The following is an 11,954-nucleotide window of genomic DNA, read 5'->3' as shown; positions in this document are numbered from 1 at the left end:
AAAATAGGCAAGGCCTGGCTTATAAGGGGAGTATTATAATCGTTGTCATTTATAAGGGTTCCACTTATAGTAGTGGCATGCGACTAACAGATACTCTTGAGAAGGCATTCAACGACCAGATCACTATGGAGCTCACCGCTTCCCACGTTTACCGCCAGCTGGCAATCGAGCTGGATCTGCTGGATCTCTCCGGCATGGCAGAGTGGATGCGTGCACAGGCGGATGAGGAAGTTGATCACGCGAATCAGTTCATCGCACACCTCGATGCTCGCGACAACCACCCGCAGATTGGTGCCGTCGACGCACCGGAGGTGAAGGTCACTTCCGCAATCGATGCATTCCGCATCGCTCTAGAGCATGAAGAAAAGGTTTCGGCATCTATCCGTAACCTCCGCAAGCTTGCTGATAGCGAGGGGGATCTCGACTCCCGCCCGCTGCTGGACAGCTTCGTGGTTGAGCAGATTGAGGAAGAAGACACCGTGCGTGGCATCATCGGTCGCCTGGAGATTGTTGGCGACAACGGTGCTGGCCTGCTGCGTATCGACCGGGAGCTTGGCGCTCGCGACGCAGCTTAAGATCGAGCTCGATTCACAGTTTCGATAGAAATGACCGCCCCAGGCACTTAGCCCTGGGGCGGTCATTTCTATTCAGCTGGGATATCAATTGATGGGCTTGGCGTCCAGTCAAACCGAAATTCGGGGAGCTGTCATGGGCTGACCGTCCATAGCATTTAGACGAGCGAGCTGCTCAGCAGAGCTCGCCGAATTGGAAAACCTGCCAGCCAAGACGCCTGCCGGACAACATTTTTCCTGCTTAACCCAGGGGAGCGGTAGGACTCAATGAAACTGGTTGCCTAACAAAGGTTAAACGAAAACTCCCTCCCGGATACCCGGAAGGGAGTTGGTCTGAGCGGATGACGGGACTCGAACCCGCGACCCTAACCTTGGCAAGGTTATGCGCTACCAACTGCGCTACATCCGCAAATACGCTCACCCAAAAGGGCTTACGTGGTGCGCGATACTAGGATTGAACTAGTGACCTCTTCCGTGTCAGGGAAGCGCTCTCCCACTGAGCTAATCGCGCAATACATCGAAACCGATAAGGAATCTCTGCTGAGGTGGAAACGGGAATCGAACCCGTGTACACGGCTTTGCAGGCCGTTGCCTCGCCACTCGGCCATTCCACCGTGAGGCTGCCGCCTCAGTGGTTGCCTCGAAGTTATACCACAGAGTTTAACTTCTTGAGAAACCAGAGCGGATGACGGGACTCGAACCCGCGACCCTAACCTTGGCAAGGTTATGCGCTACCAGCTGCGCTACATCCGCATCACGTTGCAAGGAGAGCGAAGAAGAATCTCAATTGCTCTCTTGCGGTGCGAAAAATACTTTAGCGTGCTTGTGCGATTGATTACAAATTACCAGGTGAACATCTGTATTGTGCCTGTGGGCGTAGGGCTAAAGACCAACCTTTGATGCCTCTGAATCGCAACGATGTCATTTATTCGCTTTCGCGGGTTTGTTACGGGGGACTATCGAGTCGCTATCGTCATGGAGTTCCATTGGTGGGTTAATAAATCTTCGAACTGCGCAATCGCAAACACAACGCAACTCAATTAGGGAAATTTCCAAAACGCGTGCTAACTTATTCCGCAGAGCAGCAAAGGCTTAGTGCTTTTCTGCCCGAGTCCCATAGCTCAGTGGAAGAGCGTTCCGTTCACACCGGAAAGGTCGCTGGTTCGAACCCAGTTGGGACTACCAGTTAGAAACCCCGGTCGGCGCATCGTATAGAAACGGCGCGGCCGGGGTTTTGCTGTGTGACCTGAACTATATTTGTCCCTCTCGGGAACTTTTCTGGACTACCATCCGACAATAGGTATAAGGGCAGCGGTCAGACTACTGCTGTTCTTCTCGAACTGTCCCGCTTAAAGGAGTTGAACTGTTCTAGTGAGTCCCCGGGTCGCTTCAGGCGAAACGTTTTGGTTCTCAAAGTCGGGTTTCCGACGTGCAGTAGCCGCCGCTGCGGCGCTTGCGGTCTTTGCCGGCGCGTCCGTTATCAATGCAGCCCCTGCGAGTGCTCATGATTCCGTCCTGTCGTCGAATCCAGGCGACAAGCAGGTTCTCGATGAATTTCCGCACCACGTTTCTCTCAAGTTCTCCGGCAACCCCAAGAACAACTTCAACACCGTTGCAATTAGTGATGCAGATGCCAAGGAAGTCCTGTACTCCCATGAGCCAGAGGTAGTGGGTAATGAGGTCTCTTTGGATATTCCTGAGGAGATCAATCCAGGGCCTGGCAACTACATTATTGGTTTCCAAATCACCTCCTCTGATGGTCACTCCACCCGAGGAAAGACCTCTTTCTCAGTGGCTGATCCGGATGCTGCTGGCGCAGCCGAAGCTGGGGCAGAATCTCGTCAGACCGGTGCGCACGCCGAGGAAACGAAGTCAATACCGCTATGGGCTTATGGCCTCGGTAGTGGACTCATCGTCATCATCGCCGCTGTCGTCATCGTTATTAATCGAAAGGCAAAATAGACACATGAAGCTCAATCGCACTGCAACTGCACTGATCGCTGGTTCCGCAGCTCTGACCCTTGCTCTGGCAGGTTGCTCGTCCGACGATAACACTGCTGCTGAGGTGACTGAGTCCGCAACCTCCGCTGCGACCGAGGCTACCTCTGAGATGGAGAAGAGCGATGCTGCTGTGCAGCTGGCTGATGCCTACATCAAGGAAAAGCCGGCTGACAAGGGCATGACCGCCATCTTCGGTACGCTGACCAACAACACCGATAAGGACATTAAAGTTTCCTCCTTCAAGCTTGAGGGGCTGAAGGAGGGCACGAAGTTCGAGCAGCACGACACCAAGGACGGCAAGATGTTCGAGGTGCCGGAAGGTTTGACGATTCCGGCTAATGGCGAACTTGTTCTCGAACCGGGCAGCACTCACTTCATGATCATGGACAATGATGAAGCTATGGATGTGGGAGCTACGTACAAGCTCGTCATTGAGCTTTCCGACGGCTCTAGCATCACCCAGGACGTTGAGGTTCGTGTCCAGCCAGCGGGTGAAGAAGACTACGGTAATGACGGTGACCTGAACAACCCAGAGCATATGGGCGGCGGTGAGATGGATCACTCGAGCCACTAATTCTTGTGACAAGTTGGTCAAGCAATGGCTCGTCGTAAAGCGGGCGTGAGCTCAGGTACGTCGAGGAATTGACTAACTGGATCTAATGGTGGCAGAAGCGCTGGAGTTGGCAGGTTATTGCAGTATATGCATCGAACTCCGGCGCTTTTCTTTTTCCGAAAAAGGTTTTCGATACGGTCGAATTGGATAGGCCAGTGGTTGCGTTGAAGCCATTGAAAAATCGGCGGATTTCCATCCACCTCTTGGGCTCCAGTTTGAAGTAATCAGAAAGGTAAGAGTGCACAACATGTCCGAAGGCTTTTCCAGAAGGCGTTTTCTTGGCGGGCTCGGCACCGCCGCAGGAGCCTCAGCGCTCGCCCTGGGGGCGCCGGAAGCCCAAGCGATTGGGCTGGAACGTCCGCAGGAGGAGCCGGCGAAACCGCCTTTGCAGGCAGCAACCGTACCTTTTGATGGCGCTCACCAGGCGGGAATTGCGACGCCCGCACAGGCGAATCTATGGCTAATAGCCTTCAACGTGAAGAAGGGGGTCGATCGCAATCGCCTCCAAAACCTCATGCGTGCCTGGACGGATGACGCTCGCCGAATGACAGCCGGCAAGGCTACTCGAACGGACTTGGAGCCTGAGCTTATGGGGAGTCCGGCCAATCTGACTATCACAGTTGGATATGGGGAAAACTTCTTCACAATCATCGATAGGGAAGACCAGAAGCCGGAGTGGCTGGGGGATCTGCCAAAATACGTTAACGATGAGCTTCGCCCGGAGTGGAACGGCGGAGACCTGTGCCTGCAGATTTGTGCGGACGACCCGGTAATGGTCTCTCATGCGGCACGAATGATGATCCGAAATGCGGGTTCCTATTTGGATGTCCACTGGGTGCAAGCTGGTTTCCAGCACGCCAATGGTTCTAGGCAGGAAGGCGAAACCCCGCGTAATCTCTTCGGTCAGAAGGACGGTACGGTCAACCCGCGCACTCGTGAAGAATTCGACAAGCAAGTGTGGATTGATAGTGGCCCGGACTGGTTGCGGGGCGGTACAGCGATGGTTGTCCGCCGTATTGAAATGGATATTCCAGGCTGGGATGTCTTGGACCGCGAAAGCCGCACTGTTATTACCGGCCGAGATATCGGCACCGGTGCGCCAATTGGCGGTAAGGACGAGTTTGAGACCGTCGACCTGGCGAAGACTGATGAATATGGTCTGCCTCTGACGGATCCGAACAGCCATGTTGCACTGTCAATGCCTCCGAAGGAGAAACCTAATCAAAGGATTCTGCGACGGGTCTACAACTATGACCTGCCACCGGAACCGAATGGTCGATTCGAGACCAACACCGGCCTGGTATTCATTTGTTTCCAGAAGGACCCGTTGGAGCAGTTCGATCCGATTCAGGAGCGGCTGTCCAAGAACGACCGTCTCAATCAGTGGATTTTCCACATTGGATCCGCTGTGTTTGTCATGCCGCGAGGAACTTCTGAGGAGGAGTACTGGGCGCAGGACCTTTTCGAGGCCTGAGTTTTGACCGTGCGGTAAAGTGTGTGAACGACTGACGAAGGTCACCAGGTATGTGATTTTCGAAGACACTTTGAAAAGGAGTACACGCACGCCGTGTCAGAAGAATTTGCAACCCCAGCACCGTTTTCCGTGCCCGCAGGAGTTTCTGCGGGCGAGGCGATGAGAGACCTGGGTTTCCCGAACAAGGGCGTTGACGCCATCGTTTGTGTCCGCGACCCTGAAGGCAATTTGAAGGATCTGTCCTTTAAGCCAGACGTGGAAACCGTCTTCGAGCCCGTTCCGGCGAATACTCCGGACGGTCGCGATGTCATCCGCCACTCTGCGACTCACGTGATGGCTCAGGCCGTGCAGTTGGAGTTCCCTGGGACGAAGCTGGGCATCGGCCCTGCCATCGACAATGGTTTCTACTACGACTTCCGTGTCGATGAGCCTTTCTCTCCGGAGGATCTCAAGCGCATCGAAAAGCGTATGAAGAAGATCATCAAGTCTGGTCAGCGGTTCGAGCGCTTTGCGTTCGAGTCTGCTGATGAGGCGCAGGAAGCGCTTGCCGACGAGCCGTATAAGCTCGAGCTGATTGTTGAAAAGTCGGCCGGCAAGGTCTCCGAAGATGATGAGGCCAATGTCGACGTCGGTGGTGCAGGTACGACCTTGACCGGCTACCGCAACGTCAATCCGCGTACCGGCGAGACCGAGTGGTTTGATCTTTGCCGCGGCCCGCACGTGCCGACCACTCGCTACATCCCTGCTTTTAAGATCACGCGTTCTTCCGCTGCGTACTGGCGGGGTGACCAATCTCGAGATAACCTGCAGCGTGTTTACGGCACTGCGTGGGAGTCCAAGGAAGCGTTAGACGAGTACCTTGACCGCATGCTCGAGGCTGAGAAGCGCGATCACCGCCGTTTGGGCTCCGAACTGGATTTGTTCAGCTTCCCGGATGAGATTGGTTCTGGTTTCCCGGTATTCCATGTCAAGGGTGGCATCATCCGCAACGAGATGGAGCAGCACTCCCGTCGCCGTCATATCGAAGCGGGCTATGACTTTGTGAACACGCCGCACGTAACTAAGGGTGACTTGTTCAAGAAGTCTGGTCACCTGGACTTCTACGCGGATGGCATGTTCCCGCCGATGCAGCTCGACGGCGAATATGACGAACACGGCAACTGCACCAAGGCTCCGCAGGACTACTACGTCAAGCCGATGAACTGCCCGATGCACAACCTCATTTTCGCATCGCGTGGTCGCAGCTACCGTGAACTTCCGATTCGTATGTTCGAGTTCGGCACCGTCTACCGCTACGAGAAATCAGGTGTTATCCACGGTCTTACCCGAGCCCGTGGCTTTACGCAGGACGATGCCCACATCTACTGCACCGAGGATCAGCTGGAAGAAGAGCTCACTAGTGTCCTCGACTTCATCATTTCGCTTCTGCGTGATTACGGCCTGGATGACTTCTACCTGGAGCTGTCTACGAAGGACGAAAAGAAGTTCGTCGGCTCGGATGAAATTTGGGAGAAGTCCACAGCTATTCTCCAGCGCGTTGCCGATGCTTCTGGCCTCGAGCTCGTTCCTGATCCGGGCGGAGCTGCTTTCTATGGTCCGAAGATTTCCGTCCAAGCCCGCGATGCCATCGGCCGTACTTGGCAGATGTCGACGGTACAGCTCGACTTCAACCTGCCGGAGCGCTTCGAGCTCGAGTACACCGCACCTGACGGAACCAAGAAGCGCCCGATTATGATTCACCGTGCGCTTTTCGGCTCCATCGAACGTTTCTTTGGCGTCCTATTGGAGCACTACGCAGGTGCTTTCCCGGCTTGGCTGGCTCCGGAACAGGTTGTTGGTATTCCGGTTGCGGATGACTGTATCCCACACCTGGAGGACTTTGCTGCACAGCTGAAGTCTCGTGGCATCCGCGTCCACGTGGATACGTCCGATGACCGCATGCAGAAGAAGATTCGCAACCACACCCAGGCCAAGGTTCCGTTCATGATTCTGGCTGGTGCCCGCGACATTGAGGCAGGTGCCGTCAGCTTCCGGTTCCTCGATGGCACCCAGATTAACGGGGTGGCAGTTGAGAAGGCTGTGGACATCATCTGTGATTGGGTTGCTTCGCGGAATAACGAACAGCCGAACAAGGAGAATGTCTCTGCTCTCTAGAGGTCGTTAACGCTCTCTAATTCGACTGCGTTGTTTTAACTGGTGAACCACGCGTGGTAATCCAAAGAAGTTGACCGCGAGGTCGTAAACTACAGCAGAGAAATATATGTGGTCGGGGCTCGAATGGGGTCCCGGCCACGCAACGAAGGGGATGGCAGTGAATCAGTCGGGAAGTGAAGAGTTGCCTCCGCAGCAGCAGGGCAATGCCGGCCAGCAGGAATCGTCTGATGGCGTATACGTCGACAGCGGTTACGGCGAACCGGATCGGCTCACGCGCTTATGGGCACCGTACCGGCTGGATTACATCGTCAAGCGTGGTGTGCATAACTCCAAGCCATCCCGTAACCCCTTCGTTGATTTGCCGAAGCAAAGCGATGAGGAAGCACTCATTATCGCTCGCGGCGAGTGGGTGTACGCCGTTTTGAATCTGTTCCCGTACAACCCAGGGCACCTCATGGTGGTTCCATATCGCGAAGTCGCCAACCTTGAGGACTTGACCGACGAAGAAACAGCCGAGATGATGCGATTTGCCAAGCATGCGGTTCGTACTCTCAAATCGGTTTCGCGTCCGCACGCCGTCAATGTAGGTTTCAACTTGGGCAAGGCCTCCGGCGGTTCGGTCGCCGATCACCTGCATATGCACGTCGTACCGCGCTGGTCGGGTGACAGCAATTTTATGACCGTGATCGATGGCACCAAAGTGTTACCGCAGGCTCTTCGTCAGACTCGCGAGTTGCTTGCCGACGGCTGGCGTGCCCTTAATCAAGAGGATGGGGCAGCATGCTGAGTGTCCGTGGCAGGGCTCCAATCCGCCCAGTAGTTGAACCGATTGCCGCTGCACTTTTGCGGGTCGGCATTAGCCCGAACACGGTCACCCTGGTGGGAACGGTAGTCTCCGTTCTGCTTGCGGTAATCCTGATTCCTACCAACCATCTTTTCGCAGCTGCCGTGTCAATCGCTATTTTCACTGCTTTTGACCTGCTCGATGGCACGATGGCCAGACTGCGAGGGCGGGGAACGAAATACGGAGCGACGCTGGATGCTTCCTGTGACCGTATTACGGATGCTGCACTGTTCGGGGCGATAGCGTATTGGGTGGTGTATCACCATGGCGCGGATTCAGTGCTGCTCATTCTGACACTGATTACCATGGGATCGTCCCAGGTCATTTCCTACGTTAAGGCTCGCGCAGAGGCTAGCGGACTCAAGGTCAACGGTGGTCTCGTCGAACGTGCGGAGCGCCTGATTATCGGTCTAATTGGCATTGGGCTCCAGGGGCTTGGCGTGGACTATGCCCTCTACATCGCAATGTGGCTCCTGGCGATTGGGTCGGTATTCACCGTCGTTCAGCGCTTGTACATGGTGGCTAAGCAGCCAGGAGCGTTGGATCCCATCGCCCCGCCAGAAGGCGCAGCTGATAGTTCATCTATCAACCCTGACTCTGCTACGAAGTCCACGGGTTCGGCTGATTCCAACAACTAAAGGAGGATACGATGACTAGTTTCTTCCTGCCTCGCTCGAAAGATGATTTCGTTGCGCTCGGCTATATGGCCGGGTGGAAGATTTTTGGTCTGCTGCCGGAACGCGTGGCCTACCGCATCGGCAACATAGCCGCCGATCGTGTAGCAGCAAATCCAGCGACTACCCGCCAGCTTCGAAAGAACCTGGCTCGCGTTATGGGCTGTCCGCCTGAGGAAGTGCCGCAAGGGCTTATTCGGGCTTCCATGCGTTCCTATCTACGCTATTGGGTGGAGGCATTCCGGTTGCCCTCCATCGCGTCGCCAGAGTTGGCAGACACGGTCGAATCCACCAGCGATGGGCTCGAACGAGTTGCTGAGGCCCTCGAGGCCGGAGATTCCATCGTCATCCCACTGCCACATTCTGGTAACTGGGATATGGCAGGTATGTGGCTCGTTTCCCGCCATGGTCGGTTCAGTACCGTGGCGGAACGGCTGAAGCCAGAGGTACTTTACGACGCTTTCGTGGAGTACCGCGAATCCCTCGGATTCCACATTCTCCCGCTTACCGGTGGCAAACCCGCGATGCCGGAACTGCAGAAGCGATTGGAAGAAGGTGGCGTTGTGTGCCTGCTGTCTGATCGTGACTTCGGCGGCCACGGGGTCCCGGTCACATTTTTTGGCGAGCAGACGACAATGCCGGTCGGTGCAGCAAAGCTGGCACAGGACACGGGCGCTCGGCTTATGCCCGCGGGCCTGTCCTACACGCGCGATGGTTGGCGTTTTGTAGCGCATCCATTTGTGCCGACCGAAGGGCGCGATCTACCTGACATTGTCCAGGACATCGCTACTGTTTTTGAATCTGATATTGCCCAGCATCCAGCGGATTGGCACATGATGCAGCCACTGTGGCCGGCGGATAAGAAGAGGTCAAAGTAGCCGTGCGAATCGGAATGGTGTGCCCGTACTCGTTCGATGTCCCAGGAGGGGTTCAAGCTCACGCGATTGACTTGTGTGAGGAGTTTATCCGTCGCGGCCACGAGGTCAGTCTTATCGGCCCGGCTAGCGCGCAGGCGGACGTGCCGGATTTCGTTGTTCGAGGTGGTGCCGCCATCCCGATTCCGTATAACGGCTCGGTCGCTCGGCTATCTTTTGGTCCCCGCACCAGCCGTCGAGTCCGCACATGGATTGAGGAGGGTAGCTTCGACATTCTTCATATCCATGAGCCGAATTCGCCCAGTTTTTCAATGCTGTCGTTAGTAAACTCGGTCGGGCCAATTGTCGCGACCTATCACTCTGCCGCGACGGACTCCCTGGCATTGAAGTTGGCCACGCCATTTTTGCGGAAGTACCTTGAACGCATTCGGGGAGGCATCGCTGTCTCGGAAGTGGCTCGTCGCTGGCAGGTTGAGCAACTCGGCGGCGACCCGGTTCTCATTCCCAATGGTGTCCGTGTTGGAGATTTCGAGTCCTGCCCGGCCGCCTCATCGTTGTCTGAGATTCCGCCACGGCGTGAAGGGGTCTATCGGCTTGTCTTCCTCGGACGCTTCGACGAATCCCGCAAGGGCTTTGACGTCTTGCTCGACGCGTTGCCAACAATACGTGCGGAGATTCCACAGCTTGAGGTCTGTGTCGTTGGTGATGGTGATATCGCGGCAGCTCGTCGTAAAGCGGGCAGAAACGCAGATGTCCTGCATTTCGTCGGCAGACTGTCGGAGGATGCTAAGGCGTCAATACTCGCCGATGCGGATGCGTACATTGCCCCGCAGCGTGGTGGGGAGAGTTTCGGCATCGTGCTGGTAGAGGCGATGGCGGCGGGTGCGCCGGTGATCTCCAGCGACATCGATGCGTTCAAACTCGTGCTTGACGACGGCCATTACGGGCTTCACTTTGAAAACGGTAACTCCGCAGACCTTGCGGATGCAGTCGTACGCCTTTTGACGCAGCCAAAGTTGGGGGAGGAGCTTCGCGCACTCGGGCATAAACGGGCTTGGGAGTATGACTGGTCGCAGGTCGCCGACGGCGTTCTGCGTGTGTACGATACGGTGCGCATGGATGGCGAAAAAGTCGTCATTGCGCCATAGAGATTTCCGTCGTGGCAGCTGATTAAACGCAGCGGAGTGAAAGTGGGTTTTCGGTGGACGTAACCGTTCCAATCTGGGTCGTTGTCCTAGTCATTGCGCTGATTGTCGTACTCGTTAGCGGTTTGGTGGCTTCATCGACAGCGACGCGTTTGAACCGTATGCACATTCGCACGGACTTGGCGCGTTCTTCACTGGAAGCGGCGTTGGGGCGAAGGGCCGCTGTTGCTCGTGCTGCCTACCCGGAACTCGCCGGCGTAGTGACGAAGGTGGAAGCCACACCACTTAGAGCCAACAACACTGGGCAGCGCGCAGACGTGGAAAACGAACTGACTAGGAAAATTGTGGCGCTCTATGAGGAACAGCCCGTGGACCGGACGATGGCAATTGAGCTTTCTGACGCCCACACGCGTCTCGAGCTCGCCCGCCGTTTCTACAATGATGCGGTGACGGATACGAAAGCACTGCGAGCCAGGCCGCTAGTGCGCGCGCTGCGGCTGGCGGGTACTGCACCTGAACCGGAATATTTCGATGTTGCAGACGGACTGACAACGGCTTAATTGTGGGAAAACCTGCTGTTGTGCTGGAAGTTTGTCGTGTTTTCTGACTCAATGAACAGCACTGTCTAGTTCAGGCGTTATAGTGTTAAACGACTACAAACGGTCACATTCACCAGTTTTATTAGGGAAGTAGGGTTCGTTGAGCACGGTTGAGAACAACTCCGGGCAGGGCACCGCACGCGTGAAGCGCGGTTTCGCTGAGATGATGAAGGGCGGCGTCATTATGGACGTCGTTACGCCGGAGCAGGCCAAGATCGCTGAAGATGCCGGCGCAACTGCCGTGATGGCGCTGGAGCGTGTCCCCGCCGATATTCGCGCAGAGGGTGGCGTGTCGCGTATGTCCGACCCGGACATGATCGAGGGCATTATCAATGCGGTCTCCATCCCGGTTATGGCCAAGGCCCGTATCGGCCACTTTGTTGAGGCACAGGTTCTGCAGTCCCTTGGTGTTGACTTCATTGACGAGTCCGAGGTTCTGACTCCGGCCGATTACTCGAACCACATCGACAAGTTCGACTTCACCGTGCCGTTCGTCTGTGGTGCGACCAACCTGGGTGAGGCTCTGCGCCGCATCAACGAGGGCGCTGCCATGATTCGCTCCAAGGGCGAGGCCGGTACCGGTGATGTCTCCAACGCTGTGACTCACATGCGCACCATCCGCGCTGAGATTAACCGTCTGCGTTCTATGGCTCCGGACGAGCTCTACGTTGCCGCCAAGGAGCTGCAGGCACCGTACGAGCTGGTACGTGAGGTCGCTGAGACCGGTAAGTTGCCAGTTGTGCTGTTCACCGCAGGTGGCATTGCAACTCCGGCTGACGCTGCAATGATGATGCAGCTCGGTGCTGAGGGTGTCTTTGTTGGTTCCGGTATCTTCAAGTCCGGTGATCCGGAGAAGCGCGCCAAGGCTATCGTCCAGGCAACCCAGCACTACGATGATCCGAAGGTCATCGCCGATGTCTCCCGCGGTCTCGGCGAGGCAATGGTCGGCATCAACGTCGACGAGATTCCGCAGCCGCACCGACTCGCTGAGCGTGGCTGGTAA

At 56.0% G+C, this 11,954-nt stretch carries 11 protein-coding genes and 5 tRNA genes; 12 read left to right on the top strand and 4 right to left on the bottom strand.

All coding sequences use genetic code 11. From position 1 onward, the window contains the following. The first annotated feature begins 77 nt into the window (after positions 1-77). On the top strand, positions 78-575 hold the full coding sequence (locus NQ014_RS03130; protein ID WP_005509579.1) for a ferritin: 498 nt from the start codon (positions 78-80) through the stop codon (positions 573-575). A gap of 333 nt (positions 576-908) precedes the next feature. On the opposite strand, the gene NQ014_RS03125 is transcribed toward NQ014_RS03130, so the two are convergent. The 4 genes from NQ014_RS03125 to NQ014_RS03110 all read right to left on the bottom strand — a co-directional run bounded on the left by NQ014_RS03125 (position 909) and on the right by NQ014_RS03110 (position 1,325). Next, positions 909-981: transfer RNA gene (locus NQ014_RS03125), tRNA-Gly, on the bottom strand. A gap of 27 nt (positions 982-1,008) precedes the next feature. After that, positions 1,009-1,083, bottom strand: a tRNA-Val gene (locus tag NQ014_RS03120). A 32-nt stretch (positions 1,084-1,115) separates the two neighbouring features. After that, positions 1,116-1,186: transfer RNA gene (locus tag NQ014_RS03115), tRNA-Cys, on the bottom strand. A gap of 66 nt (positions 1,187-1,252) precedes the next feature. After that, positions 1,253-1,325 (bottom strand) — tRNA-Gly (locus NQ014_RS03110). A gap of 357 nt (positions 1,326-1,682) precedes the next feature. Between NQ014_RS03110 and NQ014_RS03105 the strand changes: the two genes are divergently transcribed. The 11 genes from NQ014_RS03105 to pdxS all read left to right on the top strand — a co-directional run bounded on the left by NQ014_RS03105 (position 1,683) and on the right by pdxS (position 11,954). Next, positions 1,683-1,757, top strand: a tRNA-Val gene (locus NQ014_RS03105). Between the two features lie 186 nt (positions 1,758-1,943). After that, positions 1,944-2,534, top strand: coding sequence for a copper resistance CopC family protein (locus tag NQ014_RS03100; RefSeq protein WP_257073679.1), 591 nt, complete (start codon positions 1,944-1,946; stop codon positions 2,532-2,534). A gap of 4 nt (positions 2,535-2,538) precedes the next feature. After that, positions 2,539-3,147: a copper chaperone PCu(A)C gene (locus NQ014_RS03095; protein ID WP_257073677.1), complete on the top strand. Its 609-nt coding sequence runs from the start codon at positions 2,539-2,541 to the stop codon at positions 3,145-3,147. A 286-nt stretch (positions 3,148-3,433) separates the two neighbouring features. Beyond that, positions 3,434-4,660, top strand: coding sequence for a Dyp-type peroxidase (locus NQ014_RS03090; RefSeq protein WP_257073676.1), 1,227 nt, complete (start codon positions 3,434-3,436; stop codon positions 4,658-4,660). A 159-nt stretch (positions 4,661-4,819) separates the two neighbouring features. Then, on the top strand, positions 4,820-6,814 hold the full coding sequence (gene thrS, locus NQ014_RS03085) for a threonine--tRNA ligase (RefSeq protein WP_257073777.1): 1,995 nt from the start codon (positions 4,820-4,822) through the stop codon (positions 6,812-6,814). Between the two features lie 157 nt (positions 6,815-6,971). Continuing rightward, positions 6,972-7,601, top strand: a complete 630-nt coding sequence (locus NQ014_RS03080; RefSeq protein ID WP_005511478.1) for an HIT domain-containing protein — start codon at positions 6,972-6,974, stop codon at positions 7,599-7,601. Then, complete coding sequence (gene pgsA / locus NQ014_RS03075; protein WP_257073675.1) at positions 7,595-8,296, top strand: phosphatidylinositol phosphate synthase; 702 nt, start codon at positions 7,595-7,597, stop codon at positions 8,294-8,296. Before NQ014_RS03080 ends, pgsA begins: the two co-directional genes overlap by 7 nt. An 11-nt stretch (positions 8,297-8,307) precedes the next feature. Next, positions 8,308-9,210, top strand: a complete 903-nt coding sequence (locus NQ014_RS03070) for a phosphatidylinositol mannoside acyltransferase (RefSeq protein WP_048731328.1) — start codon at positions 8,308-8,310, stop codon at positions 9,208-9,210. Between the two features lie 2 nt (positions 9,211-9,212). Beyond that, positions 9,213-10,355, top strand: coding sequence for a glycosyltransferase family 4 protein (locus NQ014_RS03065; protein ID WP_257073673.1), 1,143 nt, complete (start codon positions 9,213-9,215; stop codon positions 10,353-10,355). Between the two features lie 53 nt (positions 10,356-10,408). Further along, positions 10,409-10,912, top strand: coding sequence for a hypothetical protein (locus tag NQ014_RS03060; RefSeq protein WP_016422677.1), 504 nt, complete (start codon positions 10,409-10,411; stop codon positions 10,910-10,912). 139 nt (positions 10,913-11,051) lie between these two features. Next, entirely contained in the window at positions 11,052-11,954 is a 903-nt protein-coding gene (gene pdxS / locus NQ014_RS03055; RefSeq protein ID WP_005511452.1) for a pyridoxal 5'-phosphate synthase lyase subunit PdxS, read from the top strand.

Origin of the sequence: Corynebacterium sp. 5QC2CO (assembly GCF_024580435.1) — a bacterium.
In the GTDB taxonomy this organism is placed as follows: domain Bacteria; phylum Actinomycetota; class Actinomycetes; order Mycobacteriales; family Mycobacteriaceae; genus Corynebacterium; species Corynebacterium jeikeium_D.
This window is presented reverse-complemented; position numbering and strand designations above follow the sequence as displayed.

Excerpts from the sequence above, each read along its gene's own strand:
- NQ014_RS03130 (WP_005509579.1), top strand. The coding sequence starts at position 78 with ATGCGACTAACAGATACTCTTGAGAAGGCATTCAACGACCAGATCACT.
- NQ014_RS03070 (WP_048731328.1), top strand. The coding sequence starts at position 8,308 with ATGACTAGTTTCTTCCTGCCTCGCTCGAAAGATGATTTCGTTGCGCTC.
- NQ014_RS03095 (WP_257073677.1), top strand. The coding sequence starts at position 2,539 with ATGAAGCTCAATCGCACTGCAACTGCACTGATCGCTGGTTCCGCAGCT.
- pgsA (WP_257073675.1), top strand. The coding sequence starts at position 7,595 with ATGCTGAGTGTCCGTGGCAGGGCTCCAATCCGCCCAGTAGTTGAACCG.
- NQ014_RS03090 (WP_257073676.1), top strand. The coding sequence starts at position 3,434 with ATGTCCGAAGGCTTTTCCAGAAGGCGTTTTCTTGGCGGGCTCGGCACC.
- thrS (WP_257073777.1), top strand. The coding sequence starts at position 4,820 with ATGAGAGACCTGGGTTTCCCGAACAAGGGCGTTGACGCCATCGTTTGT.